Origin of the sequence: Angustibacter sp. Root456, from assembly GCF_001426435.1 — a bacterium.
Lineage (GTDB): Bacteria > Actinomycetota > Actinomycetes > Actinomycetales > Angustibacteraceae > Angustibacter.
Genome location: NZ_LMER01000020.1, coordinates 217,450 through 237,716, shown reverse-complemented (window position 1 = coordinate 237,716; position 20,267 = coordinate 217,450). Strand labels below are relative to the sequence as shown.

Here is a 20,267-nt window from a genome sequence, read left to right as displayed (position 1 = left end):
TCCCGAGGAGAGACGTTGACTGCCACCCCACTGCGGGCGAGATCGGCCCTGAGCCACCTCGACCTGCTCGAGTCCGAGGCCGTGCACATCCTGCGCGAGGTCGCAGGTGAGCTCGACCGCCCCGTGCTGCTGTTCTCCGGCGGCAAGGACTCGATCGTCATGTTGCACCTGGCCGCCAAGGCGTTCTGGCCCGGGCGCATCCCCTTCCCGGTGATGCACGTCGACACCGGGCACAACTTCGAGGAGGTCATCGCGTTCCGCGACCGCCGGGTCGGCGAGCTCGGCGTCCGGCTGGTCGTCGCGAGCGTCGAGGACTCCATCGCTCGCGGTCGAGTGCACGAGCGGCCGGGCGGCAGCCGCAACCCGTTGCAGACCGTCACGCTGCTCGATGCCATCGCCGAGCACCGCTTCGACGCCGTCTTCGGCGGTGCGAGACGCGACGAGGAGAAGGCGCGCGCGAAAGAGCGCGTGTTCAGCCTGCGTGATGAGCTCGGCCAGTGGGACCCCCGCGCGCAGCGGCCCGAGCTGTGGGACCTCTACAACGGCCGCCACCGCCCGGGTGAGCACGTGCGGGTCTTCCCGCTGTCGAACTGGACCGAGCTCGACGTGTGGGAGTACATCGAGCGCGAGCGGCTGGAGGTGCCGTCGCTCTACTTCGCCCACGAGCGGGCGGTGTTCCGCCGCGAGGGCATGTGGCTCGCCGACTCACCTCACCTGCCGCGCCGGGCCGGCGAGGTGCTGGAGCAGCGCAGGGTGCGCTACCGCACCATCGGCGACGTCACCTGCACCGGCGCGGTGGAGTCGAGGGCTCGCACGGTGGCCGAGGTCGTGGCCGAGGTCGCCGTCACGCGCGTCACCGAGCGGGGGGCCACTCGCGCAGACGACCGGGCCGGTGAGGCCGCCATGGAGGACCGCAAGCGCGAGGGGTACTTCTGATGACCAGCACGCTGCTGCGCGTCGCCACCGCCGGCTCGGTAGACGACGGCAAGTCCACGCTGCTCGGCCGGCTCCTGCACGACGCCAAGGGCGTGCTGGAGGACCAGCTCGCGTCGGTGGCCGACGCGAGCGAGCGCCGAGGCACCGAGCTCGACCTGTCGCTGCTCACCGACGGCCTGCGAGCCGAGCGGGAGCAGGGCATCACGATCGACGTCGCCTACCGGTACTTCGCGACGCCGGCCCGCACCTTCGTCCTCGCGGACACGCCAGGGCACGTGCAGTACACGCGCAACATGGTCACCGGTGCCTCCACGGCCGACGTCGCGGTCGTGCTGGTGGACGTCCGGCACGGCATCAGCGAGCAGTCACGCCGGCACGCGGCGGTGGCGGCGCTGCTGCGCGTCCCGCACGTGGTGCTGGTGGTCAACAAGATGGACCTCGTCGGGTGGAGCGAGGCGGCCTTCGAGCGGGTGGTCCGTGAGTTCCGTTCGCACGTCACGGGTCTGGGCTTCGATGACGTGCTGGCCGTGCCGGTGTCGGCCCTGCACGGTGACAACGTCGTGCACCGCTCGGTCCGGGCGCCGTGGTATGTCGGACCAACCGTGCTGGAGCACCTCGAGCAGGTCGAGGCAGCGGCGACGGTGCCGGTGAGCGGGCTGCGCTTCGCGGTGCAGTACGTCGTGCGGGCGGCCGACCGCGACTACCGCGGGTACGCCGGCCGCGTCGCCGGCGGCACCGTGAGCCCCGGCGACGACGTCGTCGTCCTCCCCTCGGGGGTGCGCACGACCGTGGCGGCCGTCGAGACGTACGACGGACCCGTCGGCCGTGGGGTGGAGGGCCAGTCCGTGGTGGTGCGCCTCGCCGACGACGTCGACGTGAGCCGCGGGTGCGTCATCGCCGATGTCGACGACGCACCGCCGGTCGTGCGGCAGCTGGAGGCCACGGTCTGCTGGCTGGCCGAGCAGCCCCTGGTGCCCGGGCGCTACCTGCTCAAGCACGGGACCCGCACCACCCGCGCCGAGGTGCGCGCCACGGGCGTCCTCGACGTGACGTCGGCCCAGCTGCGACCCGCGAACTCGTTGGCGCTCAACGACATCGGCCGCGTCGCGGTGCGGACCGCCGAGCCGCTGCCGCTCGACGACTACGCGCGCAACCGTCGTACCGGGGCCTTTGTGCTGATCGACGAGCTGAGCGGTGCCACCGTCGCGGCGGGGATGGCCGGGCGCCTGCCCTGGGGCGCCGGGTGACGGCGGAGCCGACGGCTCCGCTGGTGCTCGCCGGGGTGCTGGTCGGCCTGCTCGTGGGGCTGACCGGGATGGGTGGGGGTGCCCTGCTCACGCCGCTGCTCGTGCTCGGCTTCGGGATGCCGCCGCTGACCGCTGTGTCGAGCGACCTGGTGACGTCGCTGGTCATGAAGCCGGTCGGTGCGGCCGTGCACCTGCGGGCCGGGACGGTCGACTGGCTCCTGGTGCGCCGACTGTGCTTGGGCGCTGTGCCGATGGCGTTCGGCAGCGTCCTCGTGCTGGGCGCCGTGGGGGCCGGTGCAGCGGTGCAGGAGCACCTGCGGGTCGTGACGGGTGGCGTTTTGCTGGCCTCGCTGGCGGCGATGGCCGCGAGCCGGTTGTTGCGTCAGGCTCCGGCGACCACCCGACCAGCCGCCCCGGCCTGGAGCACGGTCGCGGTGGGAGCGGTCGGCGGAACCTGCGTCGGGTTGACCTCGGTCGGCGCCGGCTCGGTCATCCTGGCGCTGCTGCTCGCGACGCAGCCGGCGCTGCGGGCGAACCGGCTGGTCGGCACCGACCTGGTGCAGGCCGTGCCCGTCGTCGCGGCGGCTGCGCTGGGGCACGCGATCTTCGGGGACGTCCGGCTGTCGGTGGCTGCGGCTCTCGTGGTCGGAGCGGTTCCGGCCACCTACGTCGGTGCCCGGCTGTCTGCGCGGGCGCCGGTGGGCGTCCTGCGTGGCGCGGTGGTCGTGCTGGTGTGGACGTCGGCGCTGGCGTTGGTGCGCGTCCCGCCGGTGGCCGCGCTGGTGGTGACGGGTCTGCTCGTGCTGGGGTGGTGGGCGAGCCGACGGCTGATGACGTTTGTCATGCCCAGGTCGTGACGGACGGTCGGGGCCCGGGGCGCGTCCGGTCGGCACAGTCGGTGGCATGACGCTCCCAGCTCCCCTGCGTGCCGGGCTTCGGGCGGCTGTCGACGTACCGGCCCTGCACCTGGCGGCGGTCACCAAGTCGTTCGGTGACGTCCAGGCCGTGACGCCAGCAAGATCATGCTGGCGCACAGGGCCCCGTGCGCTGGCCGCGAGCAAGGGTCGCGCCTACTCTGGGCCGATGGTCCGAGTCCGCACGAAGATGCCCTGGAGTGCGGTCCCCGCATGAGCCCGTCGCCGACGGTGGGGAACTGGCGAGGCGATCAGTTCGCTCACGAGGCGTTCGTCTACGACAGCGACGAGGCGGTTCGGCGACGGTGCCTGCCGTACGTCGAAGAGGGGCTCGACCTGGGGCAGGCCGTCGTGCTGGTCGCCTCGCGCCCCGTGCGCGAGATGCTGGTGGCCGCGTTGGGCGAGCGGCTGGTCGAGCGCGTGGCGATGCAAGCGGCCGAGGCGGCGTGGCACGGAGCGCCGGCCACGCTGGCGGCCTACCAGGAGTCGATGCGCCCGCTGCTCGAGGCGGGCGAGCCGTGGCGCCTCATCGGCGAGCCGGTGTGGCTGGCCTACCCGGGCGGCGAGCGGTGGTCGCGCTACGAGGCGGTAGCCAACGTCGCCTTCGCGCACTACCCGTACTACAGCCTGTGCCTGCACGACTCCCGCCACGTGCCCGCCGAGCGCATCGAGCACCAGCTGCGCACCCACCCGCTCATCTGGGACGGCGAGCCCGAGCCGAACGCCGACTACCTGTCGCCGACGGCCTACCTGCGCTCGGTGGAGCCACCGTGGACGCCCGCCCCGGCCTCGGCGTCGGTCATCGTCGTGTCACGCCCGCGGGCGGCGCTCGCGCAGCTGCAGGAGGTGGTGGCGTCGGTGATGCAGCCGAGCCGCCAGCCCGATGTGCTGCTCGGCATCTACGAGGTGGTGACCAACGCCTTGAAGCAAGGCGTCCCGGCCGAGGTGATGCACTGGCGCGACGGGCGAACGACGGTGTGGCAGGTCAGCGACGCCGGCCCTGGCCTGCACGACTCGCTCGCGGGCTACGCACCGCCCGGCCCTGAGCTGAACTCCGGCCGCGGCCTGTGGATCGCCCGCGGCATCGCTGACGACCTGTCGGTCCGCCCCACGGGCCCGGGCACCGCCGTCCGGCTCTACTTCGAGGACGCGCAGCTCACCGCCTCGGCCTGACGGCTGCGTCCCTGACGCGCTACTTCTCGCGGTGGGCGTCGAGACGCTCCAGGAGCGTGTCGGCCTCCTTGGCGACCGCGTCGTGGTCGTTCTGCGCCGCGCGCTGCTTGGCGTGGATGAGCGCCGCGCGGTTGACCTTGCGGAAGTCGCCGAACGGGAAGCCGTAGCGGTCCTTCGTCTCGTCGTTGGCCTCGGTGTCGAGCGCCAGGTGCCACTCGCCGTAGCCGTCGTAGCCGTGCTTGTCGATGTAGTGGTTCTCGTCGTCGGCGGACGGCGCGGCGTCCGACCACTCGGTGGAGTCGTCGTACTTCCCGGCGTCGATGAGCTCGCGGGCCTTGGCGGCGCCGGCCTTGTTCACGCGGTAGGTGGTCATACCTGACACCTACTCGCTTCTCGGGCGCTCGCAACTGGAGACGATGGCGGTCACGGCCTCGACGAGCTCGCTGACGGACCACTCCATGGTCGCCGGCCCCACGGTGAACTCGGTGGTCGACCAGCCCGGGACGTCGGCAGCGCCGACCCGTCCGATCACCCAGTCGTGGCTGCGCTCGGCGTGGGTGAGGGCTGCCTCGGTGAGGGCTTCGGCTTCGGCCTCGGCGTAGAGGACGAAGGCGTTGGTGTGCGGCGGCTGGGGGTGCACCCGCAGCCCGGGGACGGCGCCCAGCGCCACCGCCAGCTCACGGGCGCGCACGGCGTAGGCCTGGAAGTCCTCCAGGCGCTCGAGGCCCCGGCGCGCCGCCACGACGTACGGGTACTGGCCGAAGAGCGTGCCGCCGTGACGGTGCTGCCAGTGCCGTGCGGCGTCGATGACGTCCTGCGGGCCGGCGAGCGCCGCCCCGGCGATGCCGCCGAGCCCCTTGTAGAACGACACGTAGACGGTGTCGGCCAGGTCGGCGATCTCGGCGAGGCCGCGGTCGTAGAACGGCTGGCTCTCCCACAGCCGGGCGCCGTCGAGATGCACCGGGATGTCCTGGTCGCGCGCGGCAGCGCACAGGTCGACGAGGTCCTCCCACGACGGCAGGAGGTAGCCGGCGTCGCGCAGGGGCAGCTCGACGCAGAGCGCGGCGTAGGGGCCGGGCGCCGTGACGAGGTCCTCGACGGTGAGCGGGCGGTGCTCGCGGGCGATCGGCTCGAGCCGGATCCGGTGCAGCACCTCGAGGGCGTCCTCCTCGTGCACCACCAGGTGCGAGAGGGCGTGCACCGCGACGGCGTCACGCGACGTGCGGTCGGCCCAGACGCGCAGCGCGCACTGCTGGGCCATCGTGCCGCTCGGCATGAAGACGGCGGCCGGCTTGCCGAGGACCTGCGCGACCTCGCGCTCCAGCCCGTCGAGGTCGCCACCTTCGCCGTAGAGGTCGGGTAGCGGGCTCTCGGCGGCATCAGCGAGCGCCCGCAGCCGGTCGGCCACGGGGACGACGGCGGCACCTTGGGCGAAGCGCCGGGCGGTGGCGATGGCGCGCTCGCGGCGCTCACGGTCGTGCGCTGAGGTCATGGGCGCATTCTGCCGCTTCGGGGCGGGGGCAGCGCCGTGCGCGGGCGGCAAAGACCTGGGCCGAGCAGCCGCGAGCGCGTAGCGTCCGCCCATGGACGACCTCATGCCACTGCTCCAGCGCGCCGTCGAGCACGCTGTCGCCTACCGCACCTCGCTGCCGGAGCGCCGCGTCCGCGCTGAGCTGGACGTCGACGCGCTGGCCGCCGCCTTCGACGGCCCGCTGCAGGCGCAGGCGCTGCCGCCGGGTGAGGTGCTCGACCAGCTCGCTGCGGCGGCCGAGCCGGGGCTGGTCGCGACGGCGGGCCCGCGCTTCTTCGGCTTCGTCATCGGCGGGGCGCTGCCGGCGGCCACTGCGGCCGACGTGCTGGCGTCCGGCTGGGACCAGGTGGCGTTCAACAACGTCGCCTCGCCGGCGGGGGCGGCCGCCGAGCGCGCGGCCGGCACGTGGCTGAAGCTGCTGCTCGGCCTGCCGGACCTGGCGTCGGTCGGCTTCGTCACCGGCGCCCAGGCCGCCAACACCGTCGGCCTGGCCGCCGGTCGACACCACCAGCTGGGTGCGGCCGGGTGGGACGTCGAGCGCAGGGGTCTGGCCGGTGCGCCGCGGCTGCGGGTCATCGCGAGCGAGGAACGGCACGCCACCGTCGACCGGTCACTGCGCCTGCTCGGTCTGGGGTCCGACGTCGTCGAGCCCGTGCGGGCCGACGCGGGCGGCGCGATGGACGTCGACGACCTGGCCCGCGTGCTCGCCGCGGCCGAGCCCGGCCCGACGCTGCTGTGCCTGCAGGCGGGTAACGTCAACACCGGCGCGTGCGACGACGTCCGGCGGGCCGTGCAGGTGGCGCGGCGCCACGGGCCGGCGTGGGTGCACGTCGACGGCGCCTTCGGCCTGTGGGCAGCGGCCAGCCCTCGCACCCGGCACCTGCTCGACGGCCTCGAGCTCGCCGACTCGTGGGGCTGCGACGGGCACAAGTGGCTCAACGTGCCGTACGACTCGGCCTTCGCCTTCTGCGCCCACCCCGACGTGCACGTGGCGGCCATGTCGTACACCGCGTCGTACCTCACCGGCTCCGGTGGAGCGCCGGGCCCCGCTGACCTCACGGCCGAGTCATCGCGCCGGGCGCGGGGGTTCGCCGTCTGGGCGGCGCTGAAGGAGCTGGGCCGCGACGGTGTCACCGACCTCGTCGACCGCACCTGCGCCCTCGCCCGCCGGTTCGCCGACGCGCTGCGCGAGGCCGGTTTCGAGATCGCCAACGACGTGGTGCTCAACCAGGTGCTCGTCGCGTTCGGCTCTGACCAGCACACCGACGCCGTCGTCGAGGCGGTGCAGCGCGACGGCACCTGCTGGATGGGTGCCACCACCTGGCGCGGCCGACGGTACATGCGCATCTCGGTGTCGAACCACGCGACGAGCGAGGCCGACGTCGACCGGTCGGTGGCGGCGATCATCAGACTGGCTCAGGAGGTTTCGGCCTGAGCCGTCGGGGTAAGCACCACCAAGCCAGGATCCAGGCCGCCCCCAACTCACCGGAGGTCATCATGAGCGACGCCGCTACCGACCGCGCGAAGGCCGCGCAGCTGCCCGAAGGTGACGTCATCCGCATCCTGCTCGAGCAGCACGCCCGCATCCGCGACCTGTTCGCCGAGGTGCAGTCGGAGTCGGGCGAGCACCGCCAGCACGCGTTCGACGAGCTGCGAGCCCTGCTGGCCGTGCACGAGACGGCCGAGGAGATGGTGCTGCGTCCGGTGTCGAAGGACGTCGCCGGCGCGGCCGTCGTCGACGCCCGCAACCACGAGGAGGAGGAAGCCACGAAGGCCCTCTACGAGATCGAGAAGCTGGACGTCGACTCGACCGAGTTCCTCAGCCGCATCGCCGACCTCGAGCAGGCGGTGAGCAACCACGCCGAGCACGAGGAGCGCGAGGAGTTCCCCCTCATCATCGCCGAGTGCGACGAGGACAAGCGCCGCGCCATGGGCACCAAGGTGAAGGTCGCCGAGAAGGTCGCGCCGACGCACCCGCATCCCAGCGCCGCCGGATCGCCGGTCGCTCAGTACGTCCTGGGCCCGTTCGCCTCGCTGCTCGACCGCAGCCGCGACGCCCTCAGCGCGAAGCACTGACGGCCATGGCGACGTCGTACGAGGCAGTGGTGCGCTTCGTCATCACGGACGCGGTGGACGACGCCGACGCGGTGGCGGAGCGGATCAACGCCGAGCTCCCCACGCCCGCGGTGGTGACGTTCGAGCGCGTGGCACGCGACCTGGCGGCCGACGTCCGGATGCTGCTGGACGCGAACGACGCCTCGCAGGTGCAGCTCGCCGCTCGCGAGCGGTGCCAGCAGGCACTGGAACGCGCCGGTCTGGCCGACCGGGTGCCCGAGCTCAGCGACGTCGACGTCCGCACCGCCAGCTGACCCCCCTCCCCGCCCGTGATCATGCACGCCAGCGCACCTCACGGCTGGTCGGGCGGGGCGTGCCACAGCAGCGTGTGGCGCAGGTCGCTGCCCGGCCGCTCGACGGTGTTGTTGCGGCGCGGCCGCGACGTGCGCCCGACGTGGTCGTCGCCGAACCACGCCGGCAGCCCGAACGGCAGGTCACGGGGCGGCACCGGCGCGTAGTCGCTCTCGCGGAACGACGTGCCGTAGTTGGGGGCCGAGTGGTCGCCGTCGGCGTCCGGCGTGACCACGGCCCGCAGGGACGTGACGGCGTCGTTCCACGCGCTGAGCAGGCGTTTGGCGTCCCGGCTCGACGGGTGCGGCACCTCGAGCAGCGGGACGTCGGGACGGGTGTCCCACAGGGCGGCCGCCGCCTGCGCCTGGGCGCCGAACGCCACCACGGCCTGCAGCTTCGGCCCGGTGATCTTGTCGAGCAGGGCGTTGCGCCAGGCGAGGTGGTCGGGCTCGGCGAGCATCGGCGTCGCCTTCTGCGCCTTCGACGGCAGCAGTGCGTAGGCGAAGGCGTTCACCAGCACGTAGCTGCGCGTCAGGCCGAGCTTGGTGAGGAAGCCCTGCACGCGCTGGCCGGCGTCGCCGACGAGCGTGCGGCACGCGATGCGCTCGGTGGGTCCGGGGTCCGAGGCGATGCACAGCAGCCGGGCCGAGCGGTCGAGCCGGCCGCGGTAGAAGACCGGCCCCCAGTCGTACCAGAACAGCTCACGGTGCGGCGCGTACGTCGGCAGCGCAGCCAGGTGCTTCGCGAGGGTCTTGCTGGGGCCGGCGTCGAAGTCGGCGGTGACGGTCATGGCTGCTCCTGAGGGGATCCCGAGGTCCGGCTGGTCTGCGTCACGCCTGCTCGGCCAGCACCGTGGCGCAGAAGGCGTAGAGGTCCGTGTTGCCGTGCAACAGGTCGTCGCGGGTCATGGCGTAGGGGATGCCGGTGATGCCGAGGTCCTCGATCGGCACGCCGTCCGCCCGCCCCGACCGGATCGCCCGCCGGATCGCGACGGTGAATCCCACGCCCGCCGGGGGAACGGCGAACTGGTGGGGAGTGCCAGCCAGCGCGTCGCGCAGCTGCTCACCGGTCCAGACGTTCGCGCCGCCGGCGCCCGTGGCCTCGCCGACGCACACCAGCGGCCCGACCTCGTTGTCGACCCACCCGGCGGCGAACAGGTCGCCCGACGAGTACGTGTTCGGGTCGACCACGGCGACCGCCGCCCCGGGGTAGACGCGACCGCGGTCGTTGCACCACTCGGGATCGGTGAGCGGCAACGGTTGCGAGTACTGCTCGCCCGTCGACACGGCGTCGTCGAGCGACTCGGCCCACTGCTCGAGCTCCAGACGGTTGAACGGGCTGGCTGCCATCTCCCGCGTCAGCGGTGACGCCACCAGCTGGAACCGCGTCGGGGCGATGCGGTGGTCGGTGAACAGCTGCAGCATGCGCTCGGCCGCCCACACCAGCCCGCCCGGGTTGGCGCGCAGGTCGACCACGAGTCCCTTCTGCGGCAGCAGGCGCAGCAGCCGGGTCACCTCGTCGAGGAACGCGTTGTCGTCCCCGACGTCGAACGACCAGATCCGCAGGTACCCCAGGTCGCGGGTGAGCGCGCGGGCGGCGAGGTTGTCCTGGAAGCTCGTCGGCAGGTCCGCGCCGACGGCCCGCCGGCTGTCGGCGGCGGCGCGCTGCTGCGGCACGGCTGCCGCAGACGGCTCAGACTCCGTGGCCCACAGGTGCGGCGCGAACAGCAGCTTCTTGGCGCGCCGCACCGCTTCTGCCGCAGGGTTCGTGGCCTGCTTGAGCTGGGCTCGCGAGCCGGGCTGCGCGGCCGTGTCGGCCCGGCCCGGCTCCAGGAGCCGCCAGGGCAGCCGGATCTCCTTGGCCGCGCCGCGCTTGCTGCGGTATCCGATGATGACCCACTGCTCGTCGGGCGGTGGGCCGTAGTCCAGCGCGCGGAACGTCAACGACTCCAAGGCCCTGGCCCGCCGGGCGTCGGGCCGGCCACCCGTCTCGCGGTCAGCGTGCAGGTCGACGGCCCGGGCGAAGGGGACGCCGTTCCACCACTCGAGCCGGACGCCGGGTACGAACGTGCCGTCGCCGACGACGTCAGGCGCGGTCTTCGTCACGAGGAACTGCGGGTCGTCGTACGCGCCGTACTGCTCGACGAGGAACGGCAGTGCTGCGACGCGCCCGCGCAGCGCCACCGGCCCGATGTAGCGCGTGTGGGCGTCCCGCAAGCGGGTGACGACGCCGCTGACCGCAAGGTGGAACTCGGCGTCGCTGAGGTCGGTGACCCGTCGTCGCAGCAGCGTGAGCTCCTGCACGGGATCGAGCGCGTACGCCGCCCGCTTCGCCGGGAGGTGCGCGTACGCGCCGCCCAGCACCGCGATCAGGGTGTCGACCACCTGCTGGCGCTGGCCGCCGTCCAGCATCGCGGTGGTGGCGGAGACCACCTCGGGTGCGGCCGCGATCGGTCGCCCGCGCTGTGCCGCCACGAGATCGGGCGCGTTCAGTGTGGTCATGGCACTCACATCGTCAGTCGTAGTAGTGAGCGAGCTGGTCGAGCAGCCCGCCGTGAAAGCCTCTGCCCTGCAACGACTCCAGCCAGGCCGCATCGTGCGTCAGTGACTGCAGCGGCGGCACGTCGACGTCGCCGAGGTCCTTGGGCAGCCCACCGATCGGGCCGAGGCCGGTCGGCATGTCGAGCGCCAGGCGCAGTGGCGCCTCGCGGTCGTCGAGGTGGCCCGCCCAGGCGGCCAGGCGGCCCTGTGCCGCACGGATCTCACCGGCGGGATCAGCGCGCACCTCCTCCAGCCGGTCGACGACGGCGCCCCACTCCCAGCCGGCGGTGGCGTCGTCCGGCCGGGTGAGAGCGAGGGACATCCGGCGCGCCGCCACCGTGACGTGAGTGACCGGCTGCGCCCCGGCCGCCTGCATGAGCTCCGGCGTGCCGTACCGCGGCCGGCCGTCGATCACCACCAGCTCGACGTCCGCCTCAGTGGCCGCCAGCACGCGCGCGTACGGTCGGGCCCGCGGCTTCGCCGAGATCACCAGGACGTCCGCGATCGCACCGGGCTGCAGGCGCCCGACCTGGCGGTTCCACGCGCGGGCCAGGACGTCGCCGGGATCGCAGGTCATCATCGCCACCAGGTCGGCGTCCGACAGGTCCCAGCCCTGCGCGTCGGCCACCAGCCGCGCGGCCTTGGCCTCGCCGAGCACGTGCTTGGTGCCGGACGGCGCCCAGTCCGACCCCAGGCAGACGGTGACGCCCTGGGCCCGCGCGGCGGGGACGTCGGTGGTCTCGCCGTACAGCCACAGGTTCGAGAACGGCGACCACGCGATGGCACCCGGCTCGCGCCACCCGGCGTACACCGCCGGGTCGACCGCGCCGGTGTGCACCGCGACGAAGCGGGTCTGCAGGCAGCCGGCGTGGGCGGCGTCAGTCCACTCACGTGCCACGATCGTGCCGCGCCGTCCCTCGGCGCAGTGGTAGACGAACAGCGAGCCCGCGCGCATGCGGTTGGCCCGGTCGGCGAGCAGCGACGGCTTGGCGGTGAGCGTCGAGGCGTACACCAGGTCGCTGTCACCCGTGCCGAAGGTCTCGTCCTCGACGTTGCGCACCAGCCACCCGTCGCGGGGCCGGTTGCTCGGCGGTGAGCCCTGCACGGTGGTGGTGCCGCCGACGATCGCCTTGGTCTCGACGTAGGCCAGCAGCTCGGCCGGGCACGCGGTGATGAGCGCGTACGCCGGCCAGGTGGTCGATCGCGCGTAGGTTCGGGCGCGCGGCCACGAGCTGTGGTGCAGGAACGGTGTCTGCTGCGTCGGCTCGGTCCACAGCGGCAACGTGTTGTAGGCCAGGTGGTTGTGCAGGTCGACCAGACCGGGCATGACGATCGACGAGCCGACGTCGACCACGGGCGCCGACTCGAAGCCCGCGGGCGGATGGGCCCGGCTGCGCGTCACCGCGGCGACGCGGCCGTCGTCACCGATCCAGACCGTGCCCGCGAACGCGCCGGAGGCCGTCCGCGGGACCGCAGGGTCGTCCGCCATCGCGAGGACGTGCCCCTTGATCGCCCACATGCGCACCGCCGCAGGTCAGCGCAGGGGAGCGCGCCACCTGCGACGTCCGCCTGCAGTCAGGCCCATGATGGCCCTGCCGGCCGGCGCTGGGAAGGGCCCTTCAGCCGGCGAGGTCGCAGGGGTCGGTGTTGGCTCCGCAGAGCACCACGGCCACCGACTCGCCGGACGCGGGCTGGTACGCGCCTTCCAGCAGGGCCGCCAACGCCGTCGCCGCACCGTGCTCCACGACGAGCCGGCAGTCCTGCCAGAGCCTGCGACGGGCCGCGACGATCTCGTCGTCGCTGACGAGGACGCTCTGCACCCCGCACCGCGCCGCGACGTCGAACGCGATGTCGCCCAGCCGTCGCGCGCCGAGGGAGTCGGCGGCCACGCCCGACACCGCCACGTCCACGGGCTCACCCGCCGCCAGCGCCCGGTGCAGCGTGGGGATCGACGTCGGCTCGACGCCGACCACGCGCGCGCGACCCTCCAGCGCCGCCGCCACGCCGGCCATGAGGCCGCCGCCGCCGCCCACGAGCACGGTGTCGACGTCCGGGGCCTGCTCGGTGAGCTCGAGCGCGAGCGTGCCCTGGCCGGCGCAGATCTCCGCCTGGTCGTAGGCGTGGCAGAAGAGCGCACCGCCCGCGTCCGCCCGCTCGCGCGCGGCCTCGTAGGCGTCCACGTACTCGCGGCCCACCTGGCGCACGGTGGCGCCGAGCGCGGCGAGCCGCGCGACCTTCACGGCCGGTGCCGTCGCCGGTACGAACACCTCGGCAGCGGCGCCCACGGTGGCCGCCGCGTACGCGACCGCGAGCCCGGCGTTGCCCCCGGACGCCGCCACGACCCCCACCGGGGTCAGCTCACCGCGTTCGCGGGCGGCGAGCACGCGGTTGAACGCCCCGCGTGCCTTGAACGAGCCCGTGTGCTGCAGGTGCTCGAGCTTGAGGGCCAGCGGGCCCGGCGTCCCGAAGGCGCCCGCCTCGATGACGGCGAGGGGCGTCCGGCGCACGTGCGCGCCGATGCGGGTGGCGGCCTGCTCGACGTCCTCGCGCGTGATGCTCACCCCGCGAACCTACCCACGCACCTCTCCCGTCTTCTGGCGCGGGGGCACCCTGTCGCCAACCTATGGCAGCAGGGTGCCCCAGTGGCCGGGAGCGAATGCAGTGATCCTCCCCAGTGCGCGGCTACGGGACGTTGAGGAACTCGTCGTCCAGCACGGTGTCGACCCGCTGCCCCGGCAGCTCGCGCACGGACGTCGACCGCTCGCGCTCCCCGACCGCCGCCGTCTGCTCGCGGGCCAGGAAGCTGCCGAGCTCGCCGATGGTGCTCATGAGCGGCGCGGGGAACACGACCGTCGTGTTCTTGTCGACGCCGAGCTCGACGAGCGTCTGCAGGTTCCGCAGCTGCAGCGCCAGGGGGTGGGCCATCATGATGTCGGACGCCTCGCCGAGCTTGGCCGCGGCGAGGTGCTCGCCCTCGGCGTTGATGATCTTCGCTCGCTTCTCGCGCTCGGCCTCGGCCTGGCGCGCCATCGCGCGCTTCATGGTGTCGGGCAGCTGGATGTCCTTGAGCTCGACGAGCGTCACCTGCACGCCCCACTCGGTGGTGGTGACGTCGAGGATCTCGCGGATGTCGGCGTTGATGCGGTCGGTCTCAGCCAGCGTCTCGTCGAGAGTGTGCTGGCCCACGACCTTGCGCAGCGTCGTCTGGGCGATCTGGTTGATGGCGGCGTGCACGTTCTCGATGGCGAGCACCGAGCGCACCGGGTCGACGACCCGGAAGTAGGCCACCGCCGACACGTCGACGCTCACGTTGTCGCGCGTGATGATGCCCTGCGACTGGATCGGCATCGTCACGATGCGCAGCGACACGCGGTGCAGCACGTCGACCACCGGCACGATGAGCCGAAGTCCCGGCTCGCGCGTGCCGTGCAGGCGACCGAACCGCAAGACGACGCCCCGCTCGTACTGCTTCACCACTCTCACCGCGAGCCCCAGCAGGGTCACGACCAGCAGGCCGAGCACGATCGCGGTCGTCGTCCAGGCGCTCATGGCGTCCACCTCCCGCCGACCGGCAGGCCCCGGCGGTCTGCTGGCCGGTCAGTTCCACGCTACGCCGGGCACGAGCCCCAAGCGGGCTTCAACTCAAACCCAAGTGGACGGCGGCACGGTGGTGTGCGACGGCCGAGGAGGCCACAACCAGAGGAGCACCCGATGAGCACCACCGAGTCCACCCAGGCAGGCCAGCACCACGGCGTCGACACCCGCGACATGGTCACCGTGCACCGCTTCCTGCGCCGGGAGTTCCGGCTCCTGCCGGACGTCGTCCGCAACGTCACCCCGGGCGACACCGCGCGCGTGAGCGTCGTCGCCGACCACCTGGACTTCCTGACGACCTTCCTGCACCACCACCACACCGCCGAGGACAACAACCTCTGGCCGATCATGCTCGAGCGCGTGCCGGACGAGCTGGCTCCGCTCGTGGAGCTCATGGAGTCCCAGCACCACCGCGTCGACGAGCTGCTGCAGACCGTGGGCCGCATCGTGCCGCAGTGGCGGACGTCGGTCGACGCGGCGCAGCGGGACGAGCTGGTCGGCCTGCTGGCCGAGCTGAGCGCGGCGCTCGACGAGCACATGGAGGCCGAGGAGGACCACATCCTCCCGCTCGCCGCACGCACCGTCACCGAGGCCGAGTGGGACGCCATCGGCGCCGAGGCCAGTGCGCACCACGACAAGAGCGTGATGCCGCTGCTGCTCGGGATGATCCGTTACGAGGGCGATCCGGAGGTGATCGCCGAGATGCTGTCGAAGGCCCCGCGGCTCATCCGCGTGCTGGCTCCCGCGTTGTCGGGGCGCGCGTTCCGCAAGTACGCGCTTGCCGTCCACGGCACCGGTACGCCGCCGCGCATCGGCCTGCGCGCCTGAGGGACGCGTGCTGGCGTGCATGATCACGGGCGGACCTCGGGCCGGGCCCCGGCGTTGAGCATGCGCGTCGGCGCCGGGCCTCTGAGAATCGACTCAGAAAGGGCCGTTACGGTCGGGCGGTCCCCTGGATCGAGTGGTCGGAGGTTCGGTGCCAACGTCTCGTCGTGGCTTCCTGGTCGGCGCCGCTGTCGCGGGTCTGGGAGCCGAGGCGCTGGCGGCGTGCACCGAACCCTCCGCCCCGCCCGAGCGGTCCGGGGCCGCGTCGAGTGATCCCGGCGGGGCCCCGGCACCGTCGTCCCCCACGCCGTCACCAACACCGACCGCCAAGGCCACGCCGGTCGACCACTCCGACCTCGTGCACGGGCCCCGCACGACCGCGGCGGTCGCCCTGACGTTCCACGGCGCCGGCGACCCGCGACTCACGCGCCAGGTGCTCGCCGAGGCCCGATCGGCCGGCGCCCACCTCACCGTGCTGGCGGTCGGCTCCTGGCTGGACGCCAACCCCTCGCTCGCGAAAGCGATCCTGGACGGCGGCCACGAGCTCGGCAACCACACCTGGGCTCACCTGCCGATGCGCCGGCTGTCGGCGTCCAAGGCGCGCAGCGAGGTGCAGCGCGGTGCGGACGTGCTGCACCGGCTCACCGGGTCGCGCGGCCGGTGGTTCCGCCCGAGCGGCACGCCCTCGAGCACCCCGACGATCCGCGCCGCTGCCCTGGCGGCGGGCTACGAGCGCTGCCTCGCCTACGACGTCGACCCCCGTGACTACCAGGATCCAGGCAGCGACGTGGTGGTGTCGCGCCTGGAGAAGACCGTGCGCGCAGGGTCGATCGTCAGCCTGCACCTCGGACACGCCGGCACGGTGGCGGCTCTGCCTCGCGTCTTCGAGCTGCTCCACCGCAAGGAGTTGCGCGCGGTCACCGTCTCCGGTCTCGTGGGGGCATGACGATGCGTCGCCGCCTTCCCGTGATCGTTGCTGCCCTGGCGCTGCCCACAGCCCTCGCGGCCTGCTCCGGCGCCAGCCCGACCAGCTCGAGCGCCCCCTCCAGCGCCGCTTCGGCCGGGCCGTCGTCGTCGGCGACCGCCTCGTCGACGGCGACCGGCACCGGCTCGGCATCCGCGCTGCACGTCTACTCCCACACGGGGAAGAACCAGCTAACGGGCGCCGCCGTGGGTGCGAAGCCGCAGATCTACGTGCCCGACACGCTGTCGAACCGCGTCGACGTCATCGACCCGACGACCTACCGGGTGATTCGCAGCTTCCCGGTGGGGCGTGAGCCGCAGCACGTCGTGCCGTCGTGGGACCTCAAGACGCTCTGGGTCAACGACGACAAGGGCAACGACCTCGTGCCCATCGACGCCCGCACCGGCAAGGTCGGACGCCCCGTGCCCGTGGCCGACCCCTACAACCTGTACTTCACCCCTGACGGCAAGCACGCGCTGGTGATGGCCGAGCGGCTGCGGCGCATCGACGTCCGCGACCCGCACACGATGAAGCTGCAGCGCTCGATGCCGGTGCCCTGCTACGGCGTCAACCACGCCGACTACACCGCCGACGGGTCGGTGATGGTGGCCAGCTGCGAGTTCAGCGGCAAGCTGCTCGTGATCCCGACGACCTTCACCAAGGTGGCGCGGGTCATCGACCTCAACAAGACGAAGACCCCCGGAGCCACCGACCCGAAGATGGCCAAGCACATGGGTGGTCCCATGGCCGGGATCCGCCCGGGTGCGTCCTCGATGCCCCAGGACGTGCGCCTCACCGACGACGGCCGCACCTTCCTGGTGGCGGACATGATGCGCAACGGCGTCTGGAAGGTCGACGCGAAGTCGTTGCGGCTCAGCGGATTTCTGCACACCGGTAAGGGTGCGCACGGCATCTACCCCAGCCGCGACGCGACCCGGATCTTCGTCAGCAACCGCGACGCCGGGTCAGTGAGCGTGCTCGACGCCACCGGGGCGCGGGTGCTGAAGACGTGGCCGCTGTCGAAGGGAGCGTCGCCCGACATGGGTGGCGTGACCGCCGACGGCACGCAGCTGTGGCTTGCCGGCCGCTACGACTCCGAGGTGTACGTCATCGACACCGCGACCGGCAAGCTGCTGCACCGGATCAAGGTGGGCAACGGGCCGCACGGCCTCGCGGTCTGGCCGCAGCCGGGGCGGTTCTCGTTGGGACACACCGGCAACATGCGCTGAGCCCCTCCAGCGGATGCGTGTCGGTCAGGTGGCCAGGCGCGCGGCGTCGGCCATGACCACCACCGGGTGGTCCTGCGGCGTGAGGCTGCGCAGCAGAGCGACCATCCCCTCGCGCGGCACCGACACGCAGCCGTGCGTGGGGCCCTCGTGGTCGACGTGCAGCCAGATGCCGCCGCCGAGCTCGTCGCCCTGCGGGTGCACCGGGTCGCGGGGCGAGACACCGGTGCGCCGGTTGTAGTCGATCGCGATGACGTAGTCGAAGCTGCCTTCAAGGGAGTCACCGAAGACGCTGGAGCCGCTCGGCACGAACTTCGACGAGTGGTCGTACGGCAGCGCGGTGCCGGGATCGGGCAGCCGGCCGCCGGCGTCGGAGAGGGTGAAGGTGCCGACGGGTGTGCTGAGGTCGCCCTCGCGATGGCTCGTCGTCCAACCGCGGGCGCCGACGTGACCAGGCCAGGCGGCGACGCGCCGCCAGGTGCCGCCGTCCACCGCGTAGAGCTCGATGCGCGTCGTCGCCGACTCGGCGCCGTCACCGCGCACCACCACGACCTTGCGGGCGGCGGTCGGCACGGTGGCGAGGGTCTTCGGTCCGAGATGGGCGAGGACACCCAGCCGCTCCCGCGCCGCGAGGTCTCGCGCGGGTTGTCGAGTGCTCGCCGAGGTGCGGCTGGACGTCGCACCGGTCGTCGCCGGCGTGGCCCCGGCCCCCGACCCGGCCGCGCTCATCGGCTGCTCGGCCTCGGCGTCGGCACCCGGGCCGTCGTGCGTGAGGGCCACGACGAGCCAGGTCGTGAGCGTGAGCAGCAGCGCGGCGGCGAAGGTGCGTCGGCGCCGCACGCGCGGCGACGGGCCGCGCCGGCGGTGGGCCGGGCGGCGAGGTGGGTGCGTGGCGGCGCGGCCAGCGTGCGGGCCGACGGGACCACGACGGGACGGCTCGGCGATGGGCTGCGCCTCCTCGGTTGCCTCGGTGACCACCCTAGGCCAGGACTCTGCGCCGACCCTGGGAGGCGCGCAGGCGGCACGACGGCTCAGCCGTCGGCGACGTCGCGCAGCGAGCGCGTCGGCCGCAGCCAGGCGCCCTCGGGCGGCAGGGCGTCCAGACGCACCCGCTCGAGCGGGGTGATGAAGGCGCCAGGGACGTCCTCGAGGTCGACGAACGTCAGCAGGTCGGACTCGAGCGCGTAGCCCGCGACCTCGCTGAACGACAGCACGACCACCTGCACGCCGGCGCGAGCGAGGTCCTCGAGCGGTTCGAGGAAGTTGCGCCCGTCACCGCTGGCCACGATGAGCCGCACCAGGCGGTGGGTGCGTGCGCGATCGGAGATGTGGGCGAGCATGTCGAGGTCGACGTCGTCGTCGGAGTGGATCTTCGGCTTGGCGAACACCGCGTAGCCGAAGGAGCGCAGCGCCTCGATCCAGCCGCGCATCGTCGTGGCCGCCGCGGGCGGGATGTTGGCGAAGACGCTGCCCTCGACGTCGCGGTCGCCAGCGGCTTGGACGAGCCAGCGGGCGATCGCGTCGAAGCGGGGACGCGAGGTGGGCGACGGCTTGGCCCCGATGACGTTCGACAGCGTCATGTCGATGTTGGGGGCGTCCCAGACCAGCAGGTCGAGCTCGGGGCGCTCGGTGCTCGGCGCCTCGGCGTCGGTGGAGGCGGGCGCGTGCGTGCCGTCGTCGCTCATGGCAGCATCGTGGCAGACGGGCGAACTTACTCTGAGTAGGTTACGCTCTCGGGCACCGGGGTGGACCCACGTCATGAGTTGTCGTCATGAGCTGTCGAGAGGTGACCACCGTGAGTGCAGAGCACCAGCCAGAGAACGAGCAGCAGCACCAGCGGGACGCCGGCGCGGCCCTGCTGCTGGGCGCCGTCGTCGTCGCGCTGCTGATGATCGGCTACATGTACCTGCGCGGGTGAGCCGCGCGCCTGACGCCCGCTGCCGCTGAGCGCGGGGCCGGGGTGGCGGCTAGCGTCGGGGCCATGCAGTTGCGCATCTTCACCGAGCCCCAGCAGGGCGCGACGTACGACGACCTGCTGGCCGTCGCCCGCGCCACCGAGGACCTCGGCTTCGACGCGTTCTTCCGGTCCGACCACTACCTCGCCATGGGGGACGGCGACGGGCGGCCTGGCCCGACGGACGCGTGGGTGACGCTCGCCGGCCTGGCGCGCGACACCACGCGCGTGCGCCTCGGCACCCTGGTGAGCTCGGCGACGTTCCGGCAGCCCGGCCCGCTCGCCGTCGCGGTCGCGCAGGTCGACCAGATGAGCGGCGGTCGCGTCGAGCTCGGTCTCGGCACCGGCTGGTTCGAGGAGGAGCACGAGGCGTTCGGCATCCCCTTCCCGCCGCTGGGCGAGCGGTTCGACCGGCTCGAGGAGCAGCTGCAGGTCCTGCGGGGCCTGTGGGAGGCGCCGCCGCCGTTCAGCTTCGAAGGCAAGCACTATCGCCTCCTCGACAACCCCGTGCTCGCGCGCCCGGCCCAGCACCGGCTTCCGGTGATCGTCGGCGGCGGTGGAGCTCGCCGCACCCCACGCCTGGCGGCCACGTACGCCGACGAGTTCAACATGCCGTTCGCGTCGCTCGACGACACGGCTGCGCAGTTCGCCCGCGTCAAGAACGCCTGCGCCGCAACGGGTCGAGAGCTGGTGTACTCGGCTGCGCAGGTGCTGTGCGTGGGCCGCGACGAGGCGGAGATCGCCCGTCGCGCCGCGGCCATCGGGCGCGAGGTCGACGAGCTGCGGCAGAACGGCCTCGCCGGCACACCCGACGAGGTGGCTGAGAAGGCGTCACGGTTCGCGGCGGCGGGCGCGTCGTGCCTGTACCTGCAGGTGCTCGACCTGCACGACCTCGAGCACCTCGAGCTCGTCGCGAGCAAGGTCGCGCCCCAGCTCGCGTGACGCAACACACCTCAG

21 protein-coding genes are annotated in these 20,267 nt (G+C 73.0%); 12 read left to right on the top strand and 9 right to left on the bottom strand.

The features are described 5' to 3' along the window. Nucleotides 1-15: 15 nt before the first annotated feature. The 4 genes from cysD to ASD06_RS15845 all read left to right on the top strand — a co-directional run bounded on the left by cysD (nucleotide 16) and on the right by ASD06_RS15845 (nucleotide 4,270). Complete coding sequence (gene cysD / locus ASD06_RS15855; RefSeq protein WP_056679877.1) at nucleotides 16-936, top strand: sulfate adenylyltransferase subunit CysD; 921 nt, start codon at nucleotides 16-18, stop codon at nucleotides 934-936. Next, entirely contained in the window at nucleotides 936-2,183 is a 1,248-nt protein-coding gene (locus ASD06_RS15850; protein WP_082538122.1) for a sulfate adenylyltransferase subunit 1, read from the top strand. The genes cysD and ASD06_RS15850 overlap by 1 nt, the downstream gene beginning before the upstream one ends. Beyond that, complete coding sequence (locus tag ASD06_RS18630) at nucleotides 2,180-3,040, top strand: sulfite exporter TauE/SafE family protein (protein WP_162248096.1); 861 nt, start codon at nucleotides 2,180-2,182, stop codon at nucleotides 3,038-3,040. Before ASD06_RS15850 ends, ASD06_RS18630 begins: the two co-directional genes overlap by 4 nt. A gap of 270 nt (nucleotides 3,041-3,310) precedes the next feature. After that, nucleotides 3,311-4,270, top strand: coding sequence for an MEDS domain-containing protein (locus tag ASD06_RS15845; RefSeq protein ID WP_056679874.1), 960 nt, complete (start codon nucleotides 3,311-3,313; stop codon nucleotides 4,268-4,270). A gap of 19 nt (nucleotides 4,271-4,289) precedes the next feature. Here the strand turns inward: ASD06_RS15845 and ASD06_RS15840 are convergent, their stop codons facing one another. Both ASD06_RS15840 and ASD06_RS15835 read right to left on the bottom strand, forming a co-directional pair. Next, entirely contained in the window at nucleotides 4,290-4,643 is a 354-nt protein-coding gene (locus tag ASD06_RS15840; RefSeq protein ID WP_056679871.1) for a hypothetical protein, read from the bottom strand. Between the two features lie 9 nt (nucleotides 4,644-4,652). After that, complete coding sequence (locus ASD06_RS15835) at nucleotides 4,653-5,762, bottom strand: low specificity L-threonine aldolase (RefSeq protein WP_056679868.1); 1,110 nt, start codon at nucleotides 5,760-5,762, stop codon at nucleotides 4,653-4,655. Nucleotides 5,763-5,853: 91 nt separating this feature from the next. Here ASD06_RS15835 and ASD06_RS15830 point away from each other — a divergent pair, with 91 nt between their 5' ends. The 3 genes from ASD06_RS15830 to ASD06_RS15820 all read left to right on the top strand — a co-directional run bounded on the left by ASD06_RS15830 (nucleotide 5,854) and on the right by ASD06_RS15820 (nucleotide 8,170). Continuing rightward, a complete protein-coding gene (locus tag ASD06_RS15830) occupies nucleotides 5,854-7,236 on the top strand; it encodes a pyridoxal-dependent decarboxylase (protein WP_056679865.1) in 1,383 nt (460 codons plus the stop codon). Between the two features lie 62 nt (nucleotides 7,237-7,298). Next, nucleotides 7,299-7,877 (top strand): hemerythrin domain-containing protein, encoded by a 579-nt coding sequence (locus ASD06_RS15825; RefSeq protein ID WP_056679862.1) that lies wholly within the window; start codon nucleotides 7,299-7,301, stop codon nucleotides 7,875-7,877. A gap of 5 nt (nucleotides 7,878-7,882) precedes the next feature. Then, nucleotides 7,883-8,170 carry a hypothetical protein gene (locus ASD06_RS15820; protein ID WP_056679859.1) on the top strand — a complete coding sequence of 96 codons (288 nt, stop codon included), beginning with the start codon at nucleotides 7,883-7,885 and terminating at the stop codon, nucleotides 8,168-8,170. 38 nt (nucleotides 8,171-8,208) lie between these two features. Here the strand turns inward: ASD06_RS15820 and ASD06_RS15815 are convergent, their stop codons facing one another. The 5 genes from ASD06_RS15815 to ASD06_RS15795 all read right to left on the bottom strand — a co-directional run bounded on the left by ASD06_RS15815 (nucleotide 8,209) and on the right by ASD06_RS15795 (nucleotide 14,296). Next, a complete protein-coding gene (locus ASD06_RS15815; RefSeq protein WP_056679857.1) occupies nucleotides 8,209-8,997 on the bottom strand; it encodes a uracil-DNA glycosylase family protein in 789 nt (262 codons plus the stop codon). 40 nt (nucleotides 8,998-9,037) lie between these two features. Next, nucleotides 9,038-10,708: a S41 family peptidase gene (locus ASD06_RS15810; RefSeq protein ID WP_056679854.1), complete on the bottom strand. Its 1,671-nt coding sequence runs from the start codon at nucleotides 10,706-10,708 to the stop codon at nucleotides 9,038-9,040. A gap of 13 nt (nucleotides 10,709-10,721) precedes the next feature. After that, nucleotides 10,722-12,266, bottom strand: coding sequence for an amidohydrolase family protein (locus ASD06_RS15805; protein ID WP_235502387.1), 1,545 nt, complete (start codon nucleotides 12,264-12,266; stop codon nucleotides 10,722-10,724). 100 nt (nucleotides 12,267-12,366) lie between these two features. Beyond that, nucleotides 12,367-13,308, bottom strand: coding sequence for a threonine/serine dehydratase (locus tag ASD06_RS15800; RefSeq protein WP_200942252.1), 942 nt, complete (start codon nucleotides 13,306-13,308; stop codon nucleotides 12,367-12,369). Between the two features lie 121 nt (nucleotides 13,309-13,429). Continuing rightward, nucleotides 13,430-14,296, bottom strand: a complete 867-nt coding sequence (locus tag ASD06_RS15795; RefSeq protein WP_056679851.1) for a slipin family protein — start codon at nucleotides 14,294-14,296, stop codon at nucleotides 13,430-13,432. A gap of 162 nt (nucleotides 14,297-14,458) precedes the next feature. Between ASD06_RS15795 and ASD06_RS15790 the strand changes: the two genes are divergently transcribed. From ASD06_RS15790 to ASD06_RS15780, 3 genes are all read left to right on the top strand, one after another. After that, a complete protein-coding gene (locus ASD06_RS15790; RefSeq protein WP_056679848.1) occupies nucleotides 14,459-15,169 on the top strand; it encodes a hemerythrin domain-containing protein in 711 nt (236 codons plus the stop codon). 148 nt (nucleotides 15,170-15,317) lie between these two features. Next, on the top strand, nucleotides 15,318-16,112 hold the full coding sequence (locus tag ASD06_RS15785; RefSeq protein ID WP_082538202.1) for a polysaccharide deacetylase family protein: 795 nt from the start codon (nucleotides 15,318-15,320) through the stop codon (nucleotides 16,110-16,112). Continuing rightward, nucleotides 16,109-17,359: a YncE family protein gene (locus tag ASD06_RS15780; protein WP_056679842.1), complete on the top strand. Its 1,251-nt coding sequence runs from the start codon at nucleotides 16,109-16,111 to the stop codon at nucleotides 17,357-17,359. The genes ASD06_RS15785 and ASD06_RS15780 overlap by 4 nt, the downstream gene beginning before the upstream one ends. A gap of 24 nt (nucleotides 17,360-17,383) precedes the next feature. On the opposite strand, the gene ASD06_RS15775 is transcribed toward ASD06_RS15780, so the two are convergent. Further along, nucleotides 17,384-18,334: a L,D-transpeptidase family protein gene (locus ASD06_RS15775; RefSeq protein WP_056679839.1), complete on the bottom strand. Its 951-nt coding sequence runs from the start codon at nucleotides 18,332-18,334 to the stop codon at nucleotides 17,384-17,386. 53 nt (nucleotides 18,335-18,387) lie between these two features. Next, on the bottom strand, nucleotides 18,388-19,041 hold the full coding sequence (locus tag ASD06_RS15770) for an NYN domain-containing protein (RefSeq protein WP_082538119.1): 654 nt from the start codon (nucleotides 19,039-19,041) through the stop codon (nucleotides 18,388-18,390). A gap of 110 nt (nucleotides 19,042-19,151) precedes the next feature. Here ASD06_RS15770 and ASD06_RS19795 point away from each other — a divergent pair, with 110 nt between their 5' ends. Both ASD06_RS19795 and ASD06_RS15765 read left to right on the top strand, forming a co-directional pair. After that, nucleotides 19,152-19,274, top strand: coding sequence for a hypothetical protein (locus ASD06_RS19795; protein ID WP_255354509.1), 123 nt, complete (start codon nucleotides 19,152-19,154; stop codon nucleotides 19,272-19,274). 63 nt (nucleotides 19,275-19,337) lie between these two features. Then, nucleotides 19,338-20,252, top strand: a complete 915-nt coding sequence (locus ASD06_RS15765; RefSeq protein WP_056679836.1) for an LLM class F420-dependent oxidoreductase — start codon at nucleotides 19,338-19,340, stop codon at nucleotides 20,250-20,252. Nucleotides 20,253-20,267: the final 15 nt, after the last annotated feature.

What these genes read in the sequence shown, in the direction of transcription:
- ASD06_RS15850 (WP_082538122.1), top strand. Translation starts at nt 936, where the DNA reads ATGACCAGCACGCTGCTGCGCGTCGCCACCGCCGGCTCGGTAGACGAC.
- ASD06_RS15845 (WP_056679874.1), top strand. Translation starts at nt 3,311, where the DNA reads ATGAGCCCGTCGCCGACGGTGGGGAACTGGCGAGGCGATCAGTTCGCT.
- ASD06_RS15840 (WP_056679871.1), bottom strand. Translation starts at nt 4,643, where the DNA reads ATGACCACCTACCGCGTGAACAAGGCCGGCGCCGCCAAGGCCCGCGAG.
- ASD06_RS15835 (WP_056679868.1), bottom strand. Translation starts at nt 5,762, where the DNA reads ATGACCTCAGCGCACGACCGTGAGCGCCGCGAGCGCGCCATCGCCACC.
- ASD06_RS15830 (WP_056679865.1), top strand. Translation starts at nt 5,854, where the DNA reads ATGGACGACCTCATGCCACTGCTCCAGCGCGCCGTCGAGCACGCTGTC.
- ASD06_RS15825 (WP_056679862.1), top strand. Translation starts at nt 7,299, where the DNA reads ATGAGCGACGCCGCTACCGACCGCGCGAAGGCCGCGCAGCTGCCCGAA.
- ASD06_RS15820 (WP_056679859.1), top strand. Translation starts at nt 7,883, where the DNA reads ATGGCGACGTCGTACGAGGCAGTGGTGCGCTTCGTCATCACGGACGCG.
- ASD06_RS15815 (WP_056679857.1), bottom strand. Translation starts at nt 8,997, where the DNA reads ATGACCGTCACCGCCGACTTCGACGCCGGCCCCAGCAAGACCCTCGCG.
- ASD06_RS15810 (WP_056679854.1), bottom strand. Translation starts at nt 10,708, where the DNA reads ATGACCACACTGAACGCGCCCGATCTCGTGGCGGCACAGCGCGGGCGA.
- ASD06_RS15805 (WP_235502387.1), bottom strand. Translation starts at nt 12,266, where the DNA reads ATGTGGGCGATCAAGGGGCACGTCCTCGCGATGGCGGACGACCCTGCG.
- ASD06_RS15795 (WP_056679851.1), bottom strand. Translation starts at nt 14,296, where the DNA reads ATGAGCGCCTGGACGACGACCGCGATCGTGCTCGGCCTGCTGGTCGTG.
- ASD06_RS15790 (WP_056679848.1), top strand. Translation starts at nt 14,459, where the DNA reads ATGAGCACCACCGAGTCCACCCAGGCAGGCCAGCACCACGGCGTCGAC.
- ASD06_RS15780 (WP_056679842.1), top strand. Translation starts at nt 16,109, where the DNA reads ATGACGATGCGTCGCCGCCTTCCCGTGATCGTTGCTGCCCTGGCGCTG.
- ASD06_RS15770 (WP_082538119.1), bottom strand. Translation starts at nt 19,041, where the DNA reads ATGAGCGACGACGGCACGCACGCGCCCGCCTCCACCGACGCCGAGGCG.
- ASD06_RS15765 (WP_056679836.1), top strand. Translation starts at nt 19,338, where the DNA reads ATGCAGTTGCGCATCTTCACCGAGCCCCAGCAGGGCGCGACGTACGAC.